The sequence below is a fragment of the Nocardia sp. NBC_01499 genome (assembly GCF_045040275.1).
Lineage (GTDB): Bacteria > Actinomycetota > Actinomycetes > Mycobacteriales > Mycobacteriaceae > Nocardia.
On sequence record NZ_CP109426.1, the window covers coordinates 7,590,923 to 7,612,197 of the forward strand.

Genomic DNA, 21,275 nt, shown 5'->3' on the forward strand with positions numbered 1-21,275 from the left:
GTGTTCCCCGATTCTTCGCCGAATGGTTCCGTCGAGGTGCCTCTGTTGATTCCCGCGCTCGTCGTGCGTCAGGCGGCGGCGACTCCGGAAGCGACCGCAGTCGTTGCTGACGACTCCACACTGACGTACGCGCAACTGGCTGCCCGCGCGAACCGGATTGCCGCGCTGCTGAGCGATCTCGAAGTCGGGCCCGACGCATTGGTCGGAGTGTGTTTGCCTCGTAGCACCGACCTGGTGGCGGCGCTGCTGGGCATCTTGTGGGTCGGTGCCGCGTACGTGCCGCTTGATCCGGGTCAACCCGCCCAGCGGTTGTCCTGGATGCTCCAGGACACCGCCGTCAGCTATGTGATCACCGAAGAGGAGCTGGCTGGGTTGGTGACGAAGGCGGGTGCCAAGCCGGTAGTGCTGTCCTCGTTGCAGGTCCACGCTACCTGCCAGGTCCCGGCCGTCATTGACACTCACAATGCGGCGTACGCCATCTATACCTCAGGGTCCACCGGCACACCCAAAGCCGTGGTGGTCAGCCACATGGGAATCGCCAACCGTGTGCGTTGGGCGGTCGACAAGCACAACCTAACGGTCGAGGACCGGGTTCTGCAGAAGACCGCCCTTACCTTCGACGCTGCGTGCTGGGAGATCTTCGCGCCACTGACCTGCGGAGCCACGCTTGTCCTTGCGCCAGTGGGGTCCGAGCGTGATCCCGCTGCACTCGTGCGAGCTGTAGGCGAGCATCGGATCACCGTCCTCCAGGTCGTACCGTCGGTGCTGCGGCTGCTGGTCGAGGAGCCGGGCTGGGAGCGGTGCACCTCGCTGCGGTTGCTGTTCTGCGCCGGGGAGCCTCTGTACGCCGAACTCGCTCAGAAAGCGCTGCGGCCCACCTCGGCCGAGCTGTGGAACACCTATGGCCCTACCGAGTGCTCGATTGACATCACGGCCCATCGCTTCGACCCGGCTCAGGCATCTGGCCCGGTGCTCATCGGTCGGCCCATCAGCGGCATGCGTGTCCTGGTCCTGGACTCCAGTGGATCACCCGCCCCCATCGGTGTTCCCGGCGAGCTTTACGCCGGAGGAGTCGGCGTCGCACGCGGGTACCTGCGGCGACCAGGGCAGACCGCGGAGCGATTCGTACCCGACCCCTACAGCCGCACGCCTGGAGCGCGGCTGTACCGCACCGGGGACCGGGTACGTTGGCAGCAGGACGGCGTTCTCGAGTACCTAGGTCGCGTCGATCACCAGGTCAAGGTCAACGGCGTCCGCATCGAGCCGGGTGAGATCGAGACCGCGCTGAGCACACATCCGGACGTCCGCGGCGCCGTTGTAGCTCCGTACAAGACCGCTGATGGGTCCAAGCGGCTTGCCGCGTATCTACAACCGCGGATACCCGGTGTCCTCGCCGAGCTCCGTACGTACCTGTCGGACCGGCTGCCCGAGTCCCACATACCGTCCGCCTTTGTAGAAATGGCGGAGTTTCCCCTCAACATCAATGGCAAGGTCGACCGGTCGGCCTTGCCCGCAGTCGGCTCCATGGACGATGGCAGTGAAGGCGCCGTTGCGCCGCGGAACGCCACCGAGCAACTTGTTGCCGACATCTGGCAGAAGCTGCTGAAGATCGACGGGTTCGGTGTGCAGGACGACTTCTTCACACTCGGCGGCACCTCGTTGCAGCTCACCCGTCTGGCGGGCCAGCTCGGGTCGGCCACCGGGCAGCCAATTCATCCGCGTGAACTGCTCACGGCCACAACGGTGGAGGCCCAGGCGAGGCTGATCACTCCCGAAGCGAACACTCCCGAGAGCCGTGCCGCATACGCCGCATTGTCCCCCGCAATTCGCCCGGTACCGCGCGACGGCGTGCTACCGCTGTCCTACGGGCAGCGCCGACTGTGGTTCATGGATCGGGCAAACCCTGGCGGCACGGAGTATGCGTCCGCTGTTTTCCTGCCGGTGCCTGCCGACTCCCCCCTCCGTTCCATACAGCAAGCTCTGGATGAGCTGGTTGCCCGGCATGAGTCGCTCCGTACCCGCTTCGCCTTCCGCAACGGGGAGCCGGTGCAGCACATCGATGCGCCTACAACCGCCATGCTTCGTCAAGTGGAGGTCGAGCGTGAGCAGCTTTCGGCCTTCTTCAAAGAGGAGTTCAGCCGCAGCTTCGACCTACAGTGCGGACCGCTGGTGCGCGCCGTGCTCGTCGACGTGGCCGACGGCACCCGCATGGTGCTCCTCACCGTTCACCACATTGTGTGCGATGGCTGGTCCACTTCCATCCTGGAAAGTGAGTTCACCGAGCTGCTGCGCGCCGCGCATGAGGGGCGGGCCGCCGATCTTCCGGCCTTGACCGTGCAGTATGCCGACTACGCCCTCTGGCAGCGCGAGCAGCTGACGGAGAATAAGTTGCAGCGCGAACTTCGTTTCTGGCGCGAAACTTTGGACGGTACGACACCTCTGTCGCCAGCCACCGATCGGCCCCGCCCGGCAGTCCGTGACGGCCAAGGCGACTTAGTCTCCTTCGTGGTGCCCCGGCATGTCGCGAGTGCCCTGACCGATATCGGCCAGCGGCACAGGGCCACAGTTTTCATGACGCTGCTGGCTGCCTACAGCACACTCCTGGCCCGATACACCGGCAAGTGGGACATCCCTATCGGCACCCCTGTCGCGGGCCGGGAGCGGCCAGAGACCGAACAGATCGTCGGCTTCTTCCTCAACAGCCTGGTGCTGCGCTGTGCACTGGACGGTGAGCTGACCTTCGCCAAAGCATTGGACCGCGTCCGCGATGCGTGCAAGGACGCCTTTGCCCACCAGGATCTTCCCTTCGACTCCCTGGTCGCGGAACTCGCTCCGGAGCGGGACCTGTCCCGCACTCCGCTGTTCCAGGTCGCCTTCGACCTTCACGACGAAAGCTTCAACGACGCTGCGATGGAACTGGTCGACGTACACACTCTCCAGGAGTCGTGGCAGATCGCGCACACCGACCTCACGCTCCTGATGCGCCAGCGTCCGGACGGAACGGTCACCGGCGGCTTCGAGTATGCCACCAGCCTCTACGAGCGGACCACGGTCGAGCGGCTGGCCGACAACTTCGTGCGCCTGCTAACCGCACTTGCGGCCGACTCGCACACCCCGCTGGGCGATGTCGGTGTCCTTGGTACTGAGGAAGCACACCAACTCGACCTCTGGGGTCGGGCAGCGGGTCCCGAGGTCGAGCGGTCGATTCCCGAGGAGGTCGCGGCCCGCGCTGCGGAGTCCCCGGACGCCGTGGCGATAACCGCCGAGGGGGAATCGCTATCGTTCACCGAGCTGGAGGCACGCGCCAACCAGCTGGCATGGGAGCTGCGTGCCGCGGGCGCCGGACCGGAGTCGGTCGTAGGGGTGCTGTTGGAGCGCGGCGTGAGGCTGGTGGTGGCGCTGCTCGCGGTGTGGAAGGCCGGTGCCGCCTTCGTACCGCTGGATCCCGGCCATCCAATGGTGCGGTCGGCGGCGATGTTGGAAGACGCCGGAGCCGCATTACTGGTCAGTCAGGAGCGCTACGGGTCGGAGATGGCCCAAGGCTTCGCGGGCCAGGTGCTGTGCGTGGACATTACCGAGGACGCCTCGCGCATCGCTGGGCAGCCGACGAGCGCACCGCCGGTACAGACAGACCCGGACCAACTGGCGTACGTGATTTTCACGTCGGGGTCGACAGGGCGTCCGAAGGGCGTTGCGGTCACTCACCGTGGCCTGTCCAACCATGTGGCGTGGGCGGCAGCCGAACTGGCCGGGCGTGGCGCTGGCGGCAGCGCGCTGTTCTCGTCAGTGGCGTTCGACCTCGTGGTGCCGAACATCTGGGCGCCGTTGGTATCCGGCCAGCGCGTAGTGGTGCTTCCGCAGGACCTGGACCTCGCGGAGCTGGGAGGCCGCCTCGTCGAGGCCGGTCCGTTCAGCTTCCTCAAGCTGACGCCGGGGCACCTGGAGATCCTCTCCCATCAGGTGTCGGACGAGCAGGCGGCCGCGCTGGCCGCCGTGATCGTGGTGGCGGGCGAGGCGCTCCCAGAAGCGCTGGCGTGTCGCTGGGCCGAGCTGCTGGGGCCAGAGCGCCTGATCAATGAATACGGGCCGACGGAGGTCTCGGTTGGTACCTGCGTGCTGCCGGTAACCGACGACGGTGTGGTCGGGACGGGAGTGGTGCCGATCGGGCGCCCGCTGCCAGGTTTGGTGATGAAGATCCTCGATGAGGACCTGCAGCCGGTGCCAGTCGGGGCAGAGGGTGAGCTGTTCGTCGGTGGGACCGGCGTTGCCCGCGGATACGCGGGGATGCCTGGACTGACGGCGGAGCGGTTCGTCCCCGACTCTGACGGGCGGGCACCTGGCACGCGGCTGTACCGCACGGGCGACCGGGCGCGATGGAACACACGCGGTGAGGCGGAGTTCCTCGGGCGGGTCGACCACCAGGTCAAGATTCGCGGCTACCGGGTCGAGCTGGGCGAAGTACAGTTGGCCCTGGTCACGCACCCCCAGGTCCGCGAAGCGGCTGTGGTGGCGGTGGGGGAAGGCACGCAAGAAGTACGCCTTGCGGCCTACGTCGTGGCCAACGACCCCGCGGTGCTCGAAGAGCTAGCGGGGTACTGCGGGGCACGGATGCCGGAGTACCTGGTGCCGACGACATTCACCCTGCTCGAGCGGGTGCCGCTGAACATCAACGGCAAACTCGACCGTGCTCGGCTGCCTGCCCCCGAGAGCGCTCATGACCAGGCGGCGCCCCCCCGCACCGTCGTCGAAGAGCGGATCGCCGACATATGGCACGACCTCCTCGACACCCGACTCGGCGTCCACGACGACTTCTTCCGCAGCGGCGGGAATTCCCTTCTCGCTATTCGCCTCATCGCGGGGATCCAGGCTGAGTTCGGCGTGAACCTGGCGGTACGCGACATCTTCGAGGCACCGACCGTCGCCGGGATGAGCCAGGCGGTCGAGCAGTACATCAAGAACGAGATTGCGCAGATGTCCGACTCCGAGGTGACGGACTCGATGCTGAAGGAGTGGAACTGATGGATACCAAGGGAAACAACCGGACCGCACCCACCGCTGACACCCAGCGTGATGCACTTCTGCGCAGCCGCCTGGCCAGCCGAAAGGGCTGGCCTGGACACCCTGCCATCGAGCCTGCCGACCGCACCGCTTCCCTGCCGCTGTCGTACGGACAGCAGCAGATGTGGATCCTCAACCGCCTCGACCCAGACAGCCCCGAGTACCTGGTGCCGTTGACGCTGCGGATGCGCGGCACGCTGGATACGGAAGCACTCGACGCGGCTTGGGCGCACGTGTGTGATCGGCATGAGATCCTGCACACCCGCTATGTCCTGGATGGGGCCGAGCCGGCGCAGATCGTGGACTCCCCCGGCGCAGGTCCTCTGTCTTTCACGGACCTCACCGACATACCGCCGAGCGAACGCGAGAAGCGCGCCGTTGACCTGGTTGCTCAGCAGGCGTCGGTTCCGTTTGCTCTGGACAGCGAATGGCCGGTGCGTGGCGCTCTGATCCGCCTCGCGGACAACGATCACGTCCTGGCGATCGTTTTCCACCACATTGCTTGCGACGCGTGGTCCACGCGCATCTTCGGCTCCGAGCTGACCGTTGCCTACAATGCCTTCGCTGGGGGGGAGTCGTCACCGCTGTCCCAACTTCAGCTGCAGTACGCGGACTATGCGGCCTGGCAGCGCCGGGAGCTGACCGGCCCTTCCTTGGAGCGCCATCTGGACTACTGGCGCGCCCAGCTCGCGGACGCGCTACCGATTGACCTTCCGGCGGACCACCCACGCCCCGCTGTGCGGGATGTCGCTGGTGATGAGGTGCGCTTCATTCTGCGGCAGGAGGTGGCGGACCGGGTGCGTGAGCTAGCCCAGCAGCACAACACCACACCCTTCGTCATATTTTTGACGGCTTATCAGGTCTTGCTGTCCCGCTACCTGGACCAGACCGACATCTGCGTGGGGACCGTGATCTCCGGCCGTACCCGCCCCGAGCTCCAACAGATGATCGGCTATGGGATCAACAGCCTGGTGCTGCGCGCACACTGGGACGGAGACCCGACCTTTGCCGATCTCGTGGACCATGCCCGTGGCGCGGTCTTGAACGCCTTCGATCACCAGGAGGTCCCCTTCGCGCGCCTCGTAGACGCGCTGGAGCCGGAGCGAGACATGTCGCGGACACCTCTGTACCAGGTCGGCTTCACCATGCACGAATGGCGTGCGGACGCTTTTGAACTGGACGGTGTGACGGTCGAGCCATTCGGCTTCATCGGAGGTATTGCCAAGTGCGACCTCACGCTGCAAGTGGAGGAAGGCCCGGAAGGCGCTTTCAACGGGCGTCTGGAGTACGCCACGTCGCTCTTCGGCCACGACACCGTCGAACGCTTCATGCGCCACTTCCTCGCACTTCTCGACAGCGCCACTTTCGATCCGCACACGCGGGTTTCCCGCCTGGAGTTCCTGGGTGCCGCTGAACGTGCGGTGGTCAGTGGTGCCCTGGATGGTTACCGGCCCGGTGCCCCGGTGGAGCGGTGTGTGCATGAGGTGTTTGCGGAGCGGGTGGTGTTGTCGCCGGATGCGGTGGCGGTGGTTGCTGGTGGGGTGGAGTTGTCGTATGCGGAGGTGGATGCGCGGGCGAATCGGTTGGCGCAGTATCTGCGGGGTGTGGGTGTTGGTCCGGAGGATTTGGTGGGGGTGTGTCTGGAGCGGGGTGCCGAGTTGGTGCCGTCGTTGCTGGGTGTGTTGAAGGCGGGGGCGGGGTATGTGCCTTTGGATCCGGTCAATCCGGTGGAGCGGTTGGGTTTTGTGTTGGCGGATTCGGGTGCGCGGGTGGTGGTGACCACGCGTGAGCTGGCGGGTTTGTTCGACGGGGCCGCGGTGGATCGTGTGGTGGTGCTCGATGGTGTGGATGCGTCGGGTATTGCGGCGTGTGAGCCGGTGGCGCCGGTGGTGGGGGTGGCGCCGGAGAATGTGGTGTATGTGATCTATACGTCGGGTTCGACGGGGCGTCCCAAGGGTGTGCAGGTGTCGCATGCGAATGTGGTGCGGTTGTTGGAGACGGTGCGGGGGCACATCGCTTTCGGTGAGTCGGATGTGTGGTCGATGTTCCATACGTATGCGTTCGACGTCTCGGTGTTCGAGATGTGGGGGGCGTTGTTGTATGGCGGTCGGCTGGTGGTGGTGCCGCGTGAGGTGACGCGTTCGTCGGAGGAGTTCGTGGATCTGCTGGTGGAACAACAGGTGACGGTGTTGTCGCAGACACCGTCGGCGTTCCGTTCGCTGGTGGCTGCGGCGGGCGCGGGTGACCCGCGGATCCAGCGGGCGGAGGCTGGCGATCCGCGGATCCAGCGGCTGGCGCTGCGGGCGGTGATCTTCGCTGGTGAGCGGCTGGAGGCGGGAGAGCTGGGGCCGTGGGTGCAGCGGTGCGGGCTCGAAGCACCGGTTCTGGTGAATATGTACGGAATCACCGAGACAACAGTTCACACCACGTTCTACCGGGTCACGGCCGAGGACATGGAGGCCCATGCGCTGAGCCGGGTGGGTTACCCGATCAGCGATTTGCAGGTCTATTTGTTGGATGGGTGGGGGAATTTGGTGCCGTTGGGGGTGCCGGGTGAGATTTATGTGGGTGGTCCGGGTGTGGCTCGCGGCTATCTGGGGCGTGCGGCTTTGACGGCGGAGCGGTTTGTGCCTGATCCGTTCGGTCCGGTGGGTGCGCGGTTGTATCGCAGTGGGGATCTGGCGCGGCGGCGCGCGGATGGGTCGCTGGAGTTCGTGGGCCGTATCGATGACCAGGTGAAGATTCGCGGATACCGGATCGAGCTGGGGGAGATCGAGGCGGCACTGGCTGGGCAGGATGCGGTGCGTGACGCGGTGGTCTTGGTGCGTGAGGACAGGCCTGGTGATCGACAACTGGTGGCGTATGTGACGCCCGTTGGTGTGAGCGTGGATGTGGCGGTGTTGCGGTCGGTGCTGGGCCAGGTGCTGCCGGAGTACATGGTGCCCGCGGCGATCGTGGTTATCGATGCGTTGCCGTTGACGCCGAATGGGAAGCTGGACAAACGGGCATTGCCCGCCCCGGATCTGGGGGCGTTCGCCGCAGAGGTGTTCGTCGCGCCACGTACTCCTGTCGAGGAGCAGGTGGCCGAGGTTTGGCAGCAGGTTCTCGCCATGTCGCGGGTCGGTGTCCACGATAGTTTCTTCGATCTGGGTGGTGATTCCATCCGCGCGGTCGGGTTGGTGGGTGCGTTGCGTGAGGCCGGCTACGACGTGACCGTGAAGGATGTGTTCGCCCACCGCACGGTCGCGGCACTGGGTGAACTGATCACCGGACGCCCGGTCATGACTGCCGCCGATCATCGAGTGGAACCGTTCGAACTGATCTCATCCGAGGACCGGCAACGACTACCCCGAGACGTAGTCGACGCCTACCCGGTATCACAAGCACAACTCGGCATGCTGGTGGAGATGATGGCCGAGGAGGGTCGCAACAGCTACCACAACGTCTGCACCTTCCGGATTCGTGACGAGCAACCCTTCGACTTCGCTGCTCTCCAAGCGGCCGTACGCCTCGTCGTCGCTCGGCACGACGTGCTGCGCACATCCTTCGATCTGAACGGCTACTCCCAGCCGCTGCAACTCGTACACGAGGCGGCCGACTTGGCAATCGGCATGCAGATGCTGAACGGTCTCGACTCAGAGGCGGTCGAGCGGGAGCTGCACAAGTTCACTGCCCGAGAGCGGGCTGACCTCTTCGATATCGGCGTGCCCTCGCTCTTGCGGTACTTCGCCCACGTTACCGACGACGGCTGGTGGCTCTCGGTGACCGAGTGCCACCCTGTCCTGGAGGGATGGAGCTATCACTCCCTCCTGATGGAAATCCTCAGCTGCTATCGGCGGCTGCGCGACGACCTCGACCTCGAACCGTACGAGGCGCCGTCGGTACGGTTCGCCGACTCTATCGCCGGTGAGCTCGAATCGCTGAACTCCACTGATGACCGCGCCTACTGGCAGCACGTCGTCGACGAGCACGCCAAGTTCACATTGCCCAGCGACTGGGCCGACGCCTCGGACAGCGACGGTGAGACTTACAAGATTGCGGCCTCCTGGAGCGACCTTGAAGACGACCTGCGCTCGCTGGCCGCCGCTGCGAAGGTGTCGCTGAAGAGTGTGCTGCTTGCTGCGCATTTGAAGGTGATGAGTCAGTTGACGGGGGAGGCGGCGTTCCATACCGGCCTGGTGTGCGATGCGCGTCCGGAGGCTGTGGGTGCGGACCGGGTGTACGGCATGTATCTCAACACTCTGCCGTTTCCGATGGACCGTAGTGCTCGCACTTGGCGGGAGTTGGTGCAGCAGGTCTTTGCTCGTGAGGTGGCGATGTGGTCGCATCGTCGTTATCCGTTGCCGACGATCCAGCGGTTGGCGTACACGGGGCAGCGGTTGCTTGATGTGCTGTTCAACTACCAGGACTTCCGCCAGGTCGACAGCGAGCTGGTGGACCCTGACAGCGTTATCGATGTGAGCCCGACCGAGCTGCCGCTCACCGTCGCTTCGCGCTCCGGACACATCATCCTGACCGCCAACTCCCGCTTTGTCAGCCGCGGCAACGCCGAGCGTCTTGCTGGGATGTATCGGGTGGTTTTGGAGTCGATAGTTGCGGGTCTCGATGGTGATGCGCGGGCTGTGTATCTCCCCGAGGGTGAGTGTGAGCGGCTGCTCGAGGCTGCGTATGGCCGTGCTGAGGTGGCTGACCACGCTGCGTCTGCGGTGGAGCGGTGTGTGCATGAGGTGTTTGCGGAGCGGGTGGTGTTGTCGCCGGATGCGGTGGCGGTGGTTGCTGGTGGGGTGGAGTTGTCGTATGCGGAGGTGGATGCGCGGGCGAATCGGTTGGCGCAGTATCTGCGGGGTGTGGGTGTTGGTCCGGAGGATTTGGTGGGGGTGTGTCTGGAGCGGGGTGCCGAGTTGGTGCCGTCGTTGCTGGGTGTGTTGAAGGCGGGGGCGGGGTATGTGCCTTTGGATCCGGTCAATCCGGTGGAGCGGTTGGGTTTTGTGTTGGCGGATTCGGGTGCGCGGGTGGTGGTGACCACGCGTGAGCTGGCGGGTTTGTTCGACGGGGCCGCGGTGGATCGTGTGGTGGTGCTCGATGGTGTGGATGCGTCGGGTATTGCGGCGTGTGAGCCGGTGGCGCCGGTGGTGGGGGTGGCGCCGGAGAATGTGGTGTATGTGATCTATACGTCGGGTTCGACGGGGCGTCCCAAGGGTGTGCAGGTGTCGCATGCGAATGTGGTGCGGTTGTTGGAGACGGTGCGGGGGCACATCGCTTTCGGTGAGTCGGATGTGTGGTCGATGTTCCATTCGTATGCGTTCGATTTCTCGGTGTTCGAGATGTGGGGGGCGTTGTTGTATGGCGGTCGGCTGGTGGTGGTGCCGCGTGAGGTGACGCGTTCGTCGGAGGAGTTCGTGGATCTGCTGGTGGAACAACAGGTGACGGTGTTGTCGCAGACACCGTCGGCGTTCCGTTCGCTGGTGGCTGCGGCGGGCGCGGGTGACCCGCGGATCCAGCGGTTGGCGTTGCGGGCGGTGGTCTTCGGCGGTGAGCGGTTGGACATGGGAGAGCTGAGACCGTGGGTGCAGCGGTGCGGGCTTGAAACACCGGTTCTGGTGAACATGTACGGAATCACCGAAACAACCGTTCACACCACGTTCTACCAGGTCACGGCTGAAGACATGGAGGTGCATGCACCTATCCGGGCGGGCTACCCGACGAGTCGGGTGGGTTATCCGATCAGCGATTTGCGGGTTCATTTGTTGGATGGGTGGGGGAATTTGGTGCCGTTGGGGGTGCCGGGTGAGATTTATGTGGGTGGTCCGGGTGTGGCTCGCGGCTATCTGGGGCGTGCGGCTTTGACGGCGGAGCGGTTTGTGCCTGATCCGTTCGGTCCGGTGGGTGCGCGGTTGTATCGCAGTGGGGATCTGGCGCGGCGGCGCGCGGATGGGTCGCTGGAGTTCGTGGGCCGTATCGATGACCAGGTGAAGATTCGCGGATACCGGATCGAGCTGGGGGAGATCGAGGCGGCACTGGCTGGGCAGGATGCGGTGCGTGACGCGGTGGTCTTGGTGCGTGAGGACAGGCCTGGTGATCGACAACTGGTGGCGTATGTGACGCCCGTTGGTGTGAGCGTGGATGTGGCGGTGTTGCGGTCGGTGCTGGGCCAGGTGCTGCCGGAGTACATGGTGCCCGCGGCGATCGTGGTTATCGATGCGTTGCCGTTGACGCCGAATGGGAAGCTGGACAAACGGGCATTGCCCGCCCCGGATCTGGGGGCGTTCGCCGCAGAGGTGTTCGTCGCGCCACGTACTCCTGTCGAGGAGCAGGTGGCCGAGGTTTGGCAGCAGGTTCTCGCCATGTCGCGGGTCGGTGTCCACGATAGTTTCTTCGATCTGGGTGGTGATTCCATCCGCGCGGTCGGGTTGGTGGGTGCGTTGCGTGAGGCCGGCTACGACGTGACCGTGAAGGATGTGTTCGCCCACCGCACGGTCGCGGCACTGGGTGAACTGATCACCGGACGCCCGGTCATGACTGCCGCCGATCATCGAGTGGAACCGTTCGAACTGATCTCACCCGAGGACCGGCAACGACTACCGCAAGACGTAATCGACGCCTATCCGGTATCCCAGACACAACTCGGCATGCTAGTGGAATTCCTCGCCGACGAGGAACACAACATCTACCACAGCGTCACGTCCTTCTTTATACGTGACAAGCAACCTTTCGACTTCGTGGCCCTGCAGCAGGCCGTCATGGTCGTAGCTGCCCGCCACGATGTGCTGCGTACGTCGTTCGAGCTGAACGGCTACTCCCAGCCACTGCAACTCGTGCACGCTGACGCCGAGATCCCCTGTGCGTTCAGTGATCTCAGCGGTATGGATGAGCATGAGCAGGCGGAGTCGCTCGACGCCTTTGTGGCTGCTGAACGGGAAGATGCCTTCGACCTCACCTCTAGTGCGCCGCTTTGGCGCGTGGCGATTCATGTCCACGGTGAGCACGGCTGGCGCTGCACATTCACCCAGCACCATGCCATCCTCGAAGGCTGGAGCTACCACCTTCTCCTGATGGAGATTGTCGACTGCTACCAGCGACTGCGCGACGGCCTCGAACCCGAGCCGTACGAGGCGCCGTCGGTGCGGTTCGCCGACAGCGTGGCTACCGAGATTCGGGCGCTAGAGTCCGCCGAGACCCGTGCGTACTGGCGCGAACTTGTGGGCCAGTACTCCAAGTTCACCCTGCCTGTGGGCTGGAATGGGGACCGGTCGGTTCCGGCCGAGAAAGTGGGAGCCATATTCTCGTTCCAGGATCTTCTGGACGATCTGAGGTCCTTCGCGTCTTGCGCGGAGGTTCCGCTCAAGAGCGTCCTGCTTGCGGCGCATCTGAAGGTGATGAGCCAGCTCACCGACGAACGGGCCTTCCACACCGGCGTGGTGAGTCACACCCGCCTTGAGGAGAAAGGCGCCGACAGGGTGTATGGCATGCACCTCAACACCCTGCCGTTCCCGATGGACGGCACCGCCCGCACCTGGCGCGAGCTGGCACAGGAGGCCTTTGAGCGTGAGGTCGAACAGTGGCCGAACCGGCATTTCCCCATGCCCGAGATCCAGCGGGACAACGGCGGGGGCCGGCTGATCGATGTGTTCTTCTCTTATCTCGACTTCCACAACGTCGACACCGACCGCATAGACGAGAAGGCCGGGATCACGGTCACCTCCGACGAGTTCTCCCTCGCCGTCGGTGCAGTCGGTAACATCCTGAGCGTCCGGAGTAACTCCCACATCCTCAGCCAGGCCAATGCCGAGCGTATAGCGGGGATGTATCGGGCGGTTCTGGAGTCGATGGCTGCCGGTCTCGACGGTGATGCGCGGGCCGTCTATCTCCCCGAGGGTGAGTGTGAGCGGCTGCTTGAGACCGGGCACATCGGTGCTGCGATGAACGATAGTGCTGCGCCGACGGTGGGGCGTTGTGTGCATGAGGTCTTTGTGGAGCGGGTGGTGTTGTCGCCGGATGCGGTGGCGGTGGTTGCTGGTGGGGTGGAGTTGTCGTATGCGGAGGTGGATGCGCGGGCGAATCGGTTGGCGCAGTATCTACGGGGACTGGGTGTGGGTCCTGAGGATCTGGTGGGGGTGTGCCTGGAACGAGGCGTGGAGTTGATCCCGTCGCTGGTGGGGGTGCTGAAGGCCGGGGCCGGTTATGTGCCGCTGGATCCGGTGAATCCGGCAGAACGATTGAGTTTTGTGCTCGCGGATTCGGGCGTACGGGTGGTGGTGACCACGCGTGAGCTGGCGGGTTTGTTCGACGGGGCCCCGGTGGATCGGCTGGTGGTCCTCGATGGCGCCGACGCAACCGGTATCGCCGCTTGTGAAGCGGTAGCGCCGGTGGTGGGGGTGGCGCCGGAGAATCTGACGTATGTGATCTATACGTCGGGTTCGACGGGCCGCCCGAAGGGTGTGCAGGTGTCGCATGCGAATGTGGTGCGGTTGTTGGAGACGGTGCGGGGGCACATCGCTTTCGGTGAGTCGGATGTGTGGTCGATGTTCCACTCGTACGCGTTCGATACCTCGGTGTTCGAGATGTGGGGGGCGTTGCTGTACGGCGGTCGGCTGGTGGTGGTGCCGCGTGAGGTGACGCGTTCGTCGGAGGAGTTCGTGGATCTGCTGGTGGAGCAGCAGGTGACAGTGCTTGTGCAGACGCCGTCGGCGTTCCGTTCGCTGGTGGCTGCGGCGGGGGCCGGTGATCTGCGGATCGAGCGGCTGGCGCTGCGGACAGTGGTCTTCGGTGGTGAGCGGTTGGAGATGGGCGACCTGGGTCCGTGGGTGCAGCGGTGTGGGCTCGACGCTCCGGTGTTGGTGAACATGTACGGAATCACCGAAACAACAGTGGTTTCCACGTCTTATCGGGTAACGGCCGAAGATGTTTTTTCTCGGCTGACAGCTGAGGATGTGGAGGGTTATGCGTTGAGTCGGGTGGGTTATCCGATGGCTGATTTGCGGGTTCATTTGTTGGATGGGTGGGGGAATTTGGTGCCGTTGGGGGTGCCGGGTGAGATTTATGTGGGTGGTCCGGGTGTGGCTCGCGGCTATCTGGGGCGTGCGGCTTTGACGGCGGAGCGGTTTGTGCCTGATCCGTTCGGTCCGGTGGGTGCGCGGTTGTATCGCAGTGGGGATCTGGCGCGGCGGCGCGCGGATGGGTCGCTGGAGTTCGTGGGCCGTATCGATGACCAGGTGAAGATTCGCGGATACCGGATCGAGCTGGGGGAGATCGAGGCGGCACTGGCTGGGCAGGATGCGGTGCGTGACGCGGTGGTCTTGGTGCGTGAGGACAGGCCTGGTGATCGACAACTGGTGGCGTATGTGACCCCTGCTGGGGTGGGTGAGAGCGTGACACCTGCTGTGGATGTGGCGGTGTTGCGGTCGGTGTTGGGTCGGGTGTTGCCGGAGTACATGGTGCCGGCGGCGGTCGTGGTCGTGGATGCGTTGCCGTTGACGCCGAATGGGAAGCTGGACAAACGGGCATTGCCCGCCCCGGATCTGGGGGCGTTCGCCGCAGAGGTGTTCGTCGCGCCACGTACTCCTGTCGAGGAGCAGGTGGCCGAGGTTTGGCAGCAGGTTCTCGCCATGTCGCGGGTCGGTGTCCACGATAGTTTCTTCGATCTGGGTGGTGATTCCATCCGCGCGGTCGGGTTGGTGGGTGCGTTGCGTGAGGCCGGCTACGACGTGACCGTGAAGGATGTGTTCGCCCACCGCACGGTCGCGGCACTGGGTGAACTGATCACCGGACGCCCGGTCATGACTGCCGCCGATCATCGAGTGGAACCGTTCGAACTGATCTCACCCGAGGACCGGCAACGACTACCGCAAGACGTAATCGACGCCTATCCGGTATCACAAGCACAACTCGGCATGCTGGTGGAGATGATGGCCGAGGAGGGGCGAAACGTCTACCACAGCGTCGGCGTGTTCCGGGTGCGCGATGAGTTCCCCTTCTCCGAAGAGGCATTGTGCACCTCCCTGAGCATCGTCACGGCCCGCCACGACGCGCTGCGCACATCCTTCGATCTGACCGGTTATTCCCAGCCGCTGCAACTAGTCCACGCCGACAGCGAGATCCCATTGGCCGTCCACGATCTGCGTCACCTGGATCAGGTGCAGCGCCGGATGGCCCTTGACGATTTCGTCGTTGCCGAGCATGCCCACACCTTCGATCACGCGCAAGCCCCGTTGCTGCGGGTCGCCGCTCTGATTGACAGTGACGACAATAGTGGCTGGTGGCTGTCCTTCGCTGCTCCGCACACCATCTCTGAAGGGTGGAGCGCCCGCGTGCTCATGATGGAGATCCTTAGCTGCTATCGGCGGCTGCGCGACGGTCTCGAACTCGAGCCGTACGAGGCGCCGTCGGTGCGGTTCGCTGACTTCATCGCTGGTGAGCTCGAATCGCTGGACTCCGTCGATGACCGCGCCTATTGGCAGGACATCCTCGACGAACATGCGCCGCTGGCCCTGCCGGCCGCGTGGAACGAGGCCGCCGATGCCACCGGCGAGAAGTTTTCCGTGCGGGTGCCTGTCCTGGACCTAGAGGCACAGCTACGCGCGGTCACGGCGGAGTGCCAGGTGTCGTTGAAGAGTGTGTTGCTTGCTGCGCATTTGAAGGTGATGAGTCAGTTGACGGGGGAGGCGGCGTTTCATACGGGCTTGGTGTGTGATGCGCGTCCGGAGGCTGTGGGTGCGGATCGGGTGTATGGCATGTTTCTCAATACGCTGCCGTTTCCGATGGACCGTAGTGCTCGCACTTGGCGGGAGTTGGTGCAGCAGGTCTTTGCTCGTGAGGTGGCGATGTGGTCGCATCGTCGTTATCCGTTGCCGGCGATACAGCGGTTGGCGTATACCGGGCAGCGGTTGCTCGATGTGTTGTTCAACTACCAGGACTTCCACCTCGTCGATGAGCAGGAGATCGACACCGAGGTAAGTTTGGGAGCGGGTACAAGTGAGTTCGTTCTGGAGGTCTACGGCCGTCGGGCGGGCTTCTTGCTCAAGGCCAACAACCGGGCCTTCAGCCGCGACAATGCCAACCGCCTGGCTCGCATGTATCGCATGGCTATCGAACAGATAGTGCGGGACGTTGACGGTGATGCTCGAGTGACCCTCCTGCCCGCTGAGGACCGACAGAGCCTGCTAGTGGAGTGGAACGAGACTGCCCGCATGCCTGACCATCTCTGTGTAGTCGAGGAGTTCGAGCGGCACGCGGCAGCCAGTCCATCCACCGTGGCAGCAGTCGCTGATGACGAGAGTCTCACCTACGGGCAGGCGAATGATAAGGCCAACCGGATAGCCCACTATCTGCGGGCACAGGGAGTGGGGCCGGACACGGTGGTCGGTGTGTGCGCGACGCGCTCCCCAGACCTCATTGTCGCCATTCTGGCGGCGCTCAAGGCCGGCGGCGGTTACCTGGCGCTGGACCCGAACCACCCTGCGGACCGGCTCGCCTACATGATGGAGGACGCGAACCTGCCCGTAATGCTGACTCAGGGGCAGCTGCTGCCGACGACGTCGGCTACCCACGTCGTCATCGACGAGCCTGGTCAGTGGGACGAGCTGCCCACGCACAACCCCGCGCGGGTCGCGGACCCGGACAATCTCGCGTACGTGATGTACACCTCGGGTTCCACGGGACGCCCTAAGGGCGTGGTGGTGACGCGGCGCGGCATGGGAAACCACCTGCTGTCCAAGATCGAAGACCTCACGCTGACCCAGTCTGATGGCGTGGTGCAGAACGCCTCGATCAGCTTCGACATCTCTGTCTGGCAGATGCTCGCGCCGCTGGCCGTCGGGGGCTGGGTTCGCATTGTGGACGCCGACACGGCACTCGACCCGCACGAACTGTTCGACCGTGTCGCCGCAGAGCGCGTCGCGGTACTGGAAGTGGTGCCCTCGTTGCTGCGCGTTGCCCTTGACGGCTGGGACGCGGGGACGCAGGCGCCCGAACTCCCCGCGATGCACAGGCTGGTAGTCACCGGTGAGGCCGTCTCGCCGGACGTGTGTCAGCGTTGGCTCAGGCGCTACCCGTACGTCCCGATGATCAACGCATATGGCCCGACCGAGTGCTCTGACGACGTCACGACGGCCACAATTACCGACCCGAATGAGGTCGGCGACGTTCGTGTCACCATTGGCCGTGCGATCCGCAACACCCGGCTCTACGTGGTCGACGAATGGCTGGAGCCGGTACCGGTCGGGGTGCCCGGCGAGCTCTATATCGGTGGCACTGGCGTCACCCGTGGCTACTACGGACGCTCAGGCCTCACTGCGGACCGCTTCGTGCCCGACCCTTTCGGCCCGGCCGGCTCCCGCCTCTACCGTACGGGGGATCGGGTGTTCTACCAGGCCGATGGCTGTCTGGAGTTCCTCGGCCGGGTCGACCATCAGGTCAAGATCCGCGGCGTGCGGATCGAGCCGGAGGAGATCGAAGCGGTACTCATCGAGCGCTCCGATGTCGCCGAGGCGGTGGTAGTCGTACGCGAGGACACACTGGGTGGCAAGCAGTTGGTGGCTTACCTGGTCCTCGGTGATGGTCACCAGGAGTGGGACCCGGCCCAGCTGCGTGCTGATCTGGCGCGGGTGCTGCCGCCTGCCATGGTCCCCGCGGTATTCGTGGCCCTGGACCGGTTCCCGCTCACACTCAACGGCAAGCTCGATCGCCGTGCGTTGCCTGCGCCGGACCCAGCACTGTCCGGGGAGGGCCGCTACGTCGCGCCTCGTACGTCTGTCGAGGACCAGGTGGCCGCGGTCTGGCAGCAGGTCCTCGGGGTTCCCCGGATCGGTGTCCACGACAGCTTCTTCGAGGTGGGCGGCGACTCCATCCGCGCCGTGAACCTGGTCGGCACGCTGCGCAGGGCCGGCTTCGACGTCGCCGTGCGCGATGTCCTGGAATATCGCACGGTCGAAGACCTCAGCGCAGTGCTCGCCACCCGGGCAGTGCTGAGCAACAGAGATGAACAGACGGCCACAATGTCGTAGTTCACCGCCGAGGATGGGTCCCGGGCGATCCCTGGGGCCCGTCATCGGCGAATTCGGCCTTGTCTGCTCCGGAGTTACCGCGGATACGGAAGAAATATAGAAGGCACCGGCACGGTGGTTTGGGAGCCACAGGCCACCCGGCCCCTTGGAAGGAGATCAGGCACATGAGCGGAGACCAGCAGTGGACGCCCTTGGAGATCAGCCCCGCGGACGCGGGTAGCGGCGTCGGCGGCCGGGCACTGGCCGAGTACCTGGCGGATCTGGACGCTCTGGATGAGCTGCTGGTACGGGAAAAGGCCGTGGTATTCCGGGGGTTCGGCGTGGCGCGAGACGAGCTGGATGAGGTGATGAACCACCTGTTACCTCGGCGGCTCGCGTACGTCCACGGCAATTCGCCGCGCACCAAGGTTGGCGCGAATGTCTACACCTCGACGGAGTACCCGGCCGAGTACACCATCTCGATGCACAACGAGATGTCCTACGCCCACCAGTGGCCGGCCCGGCTGCTGTTTTTCTGCGACCAAGAGCCGGAGACTGGTGGCGCCACGCCGGTTGTCGATGGAGCTCGTTGGCTTGCCGCCCTCGATCCCGAGGTGCGCGAGGCATTCTCTGGCGGTGTGCGTTATACCCAGAACCTGCACGGCGGCGCGGGCTTCGGCAAGAGCTGGCAGGACACCTTCGAGACCGAGGACAAGGCAGACGTCGAAGAGTTCCTCCGGAGCTCCGATGCTGCTTGGGAGTGGACGAATGACGGAGGCCTGAGGGTGACACAGGTGCGCCCTGCCGCCATCAAGCACCCCGTCACCGGTCTCGAAGTCTGGTTCAACCAGGCCGACCAGTGGCATCCAGCAGCACTGGGCGATGAGACTGCTGCTGCGCTGGCGAAGATCTTGCCCGAGGCGGACCTGCCCCAGTCGGTCAGATTCGCCGACGGCAGCCCGATCTCACCCGAGTACGTCCTACAGGTGCGCGACCGGGGGCTCGAAGAGGCCGTCGACGTGGACTGGCACACCGGTGACTTGCTGCTGATCGACAACCTTCTAGTCGCACACGGCCGCCGTTCGTTCACCGGACCGCGCCGCGTACTCGTCGCCATGTCCGACTAAACGTGGTCGACAGATCCCGATGAAGAGGAGTCACCTACTGATGGCACAGCTACCAAGGAACCATGCCGATCTGTGGCTGCGCACGTTCGTCCCGCGCCCAGACGCGCGGGTGCGTCTTGTCTGCTTTCCGTACGCCGGAGGCGGAGCAACGGCCTACAAGGAGTGGGCGGACCTGCTGCCGTCCTCGGTGGAGCTCGTGGCCGTGCAGTATCCCGGACGTCAGGACCGCTTCGATGAGCCGCCGCTCTCGGACATGGTCACGCTCGTAGACCGGATAGTGCCGGTCATACTCACGTGCTTCGACAAGCCGGTGGCGTTCTTCGGCCACAGCATGGGTGCCACCGTGGCCTTCGAAGTCGCCCACCGACTGCGGCCGCGGTACCCGTCTCCCCTGATGCGCCTTTTCGTCTCGGCGCGCCGTGCCCCCTCGGATCCGTCCTCCAAGCCGCTGTCTTTCGTCAGCGATGAGGAAGTTCTCGCATACATGCGCGCATTGGGTGGTTCGGGCGTGGGCCTCTTGGAGGATCGTGACCTGAAGGAGCTCCTCCTTCCCATGATGCGGAGCGACTTCGGCATGGTAGCGAACTACCGCTACGCGCCCGGAGCTCCCTTGACCTGTCCGATTACCGCTATTTCCGGGAGTCGGGACACGGGGTTCACCCTTTCTCATGCCCAGCGCTGGTCCGATCACACCGTGGCCGGATTCGACGCCCATTCCCTGCCCGGTGGGCATTTCTACACAGAATCGGTTCCGGAGCAGCTCACAAAACTCCTCACCGAGCGGCTAGGCATCACTGCACTGGCCGGGGCTGCGCGCAGGGAGACCCAGGAGGTCGAGACATAGCGGTCACAGTGACTTAGGCGGCACACCGCACGCGCACGCCTTGGTCCTCGCAACCGCCGACCGTGTTGCTAGACCAGCGCTGCTAATTGAGGCATTCATGGATTCACGGCGATCGCGACGTGTTTCCACGCAATGGGCGGCTCAATCTCCTGAGTCGCAAGTTCGTTGGCAGTCTAGCCAATTCTTCCTGATGGGAAGCCCGTTCCGGGCTGTAAATCCTTCGGCTGTGCCGGAGGTCGCAACGCAGAAAGGCTGCGAGTCGCTCTCGATCCGTCGTCGATCGTACTCGCCTGCCGTTGCAGCGCAAATCAACGACGCCTACCCATTGAAAGCGGTATGGCGGGCACGCGAATACCTCATTTCCAACCCTTTTGAAAACAAACAAGGAGGCCCGTAGTGGCAACTGTCATGATCCGGGGATCGCAGATCGGCCGCGATTTCCGTTGCGCTGAAGCAGATATGCTGAATTTCGATATCGATGTGGTTCTCGACCTCCTGCTGCACGGACACAGCGACGGCATCGTGGCTTACGTGATTCGCGGTGCCGCCGATCCGAAGCTGTGCCGGTCGGTACACGAGAACTTCACCCGAGCCATCGAATCGATCGGGTCGCAGCGCGGCCTCGATCAGCACGTACGCACCGATCAGATCGGCTCGACGCAGTTCGAGAAGGGCGGACGCGAGTACATCGACAGCACTCTGCAGGTGCAGCAGCAGATGCTGAGCCTCTTCGACGGAATGACGTCGGCGCAGGTTTCGGCGTTCATGCTCGACAATGTTCTGCAGCAGGGGTTCTTGCGGCGCGGTTTCCACTTCGGGCCTGCGCGCTACAAATCCGCTTACGCCAACCACTGCACGGTTCGGGCTTGGCTAGACAACGGTCAGATGTCACTGCATCCACACGAGGACGTTTCCCAGATCGAGAAGGTCCGTGCCGACGAATTCGAGATCGAGGCGATCGAGAACACGATCTCGTTCAACGTTTGTGTCTCGCGTACCGGGTCTGGTGGAGAAGCCGTTATCTGGGACCTGCGGCCGTCGCCGCAATGGCGGCGCAGCCTCGGCGTCTTCGACCGAGGATATCCGTATCCGCTTGACGCTCTCGATGACGTCCAAACAATCTCGCTGCAGCTCGAGCCGGGGGATTGCTACTTCATGAACGCATCGTTGCTCCATGGAGTCCGCCCGACCTCTGGTGAGCGGGTGACCGCTGGCCGCTTCCTTGGCGTCATTCCAGGCAACCGTGTTGTGTTCTGGACTTAGTTG

The 21,275-nt window shown here is 64.4% G+C and carries 5 protein-coding genes; all 5 read left to right on the plus strand.

What is annotated here, in order from left to right:
• The 5 genes from OG203_RS34910 to OG203_RS34930 all read left to right on the plus strand — a co-directional run bounded on the left by OG203_RS34910 (position 1) and on the right by OG203_RS34930 (position 21,272).
• Entirely contained in the window at positions 1-5,019 is a 5,019-nt protein-coding gene (locus tag OG203_RS34910) for an amino acid adenylation domain-containing protein (protein ID WP_405161474.1), read from the plus strand.
• Positions 5,019-18,059, plus strand: coding sequence for an amino acid adenylation domain-containing protein (locus OG203_RS34915; RefSeq protein ID WP_405161475.1), 13,041 nt, complete (start codon positions 5,019-5,021; stop codon positions 18,057-18,059). Before OG203_RS34910 ends, OG203_RS34915 begins: the two co-directional genes overlap by 1 nt.
• Before the next feature lie 164 nt (positions 18,060-18,223).
• A complete protein-coding gene (locus OG203_RS34920; RefSeq protein ID WP_405161476.1) occupies positions 18,224-19,165 on the plus strand; it encodes a TauD/TfdA family dioxygenase in 942 nt (313 codons plus the stop codon).
• A 40-nt stretch (positions 19,166-19,205) separates the two neighbouring features.
• The gene (locus OG203_RS34925; protein WP_405161477.1) at positions 19,206-20,009 is read left to right on the plus strand and encodes a thioesterase II family protein; all 804 of its coding nucleotides are present in this window, start codon (positions 19,206-19,208) and stop codon (positions 20,007-20,009) included.
• 396 nt (positions 20,010-20,405) lie between these two features.
• Positions 20,406-21,272, plus strand: coding sequence for a hypothetical protein (locus tag OG203_RS34930; RefSeq protein WP_405161478.1), 867 nt, complete (start codon positions 20,406-20,408; stop codon positions 21,270-21,272).
• Positions 21,273-21,275 lie beyond the last annotated feature (3 nt).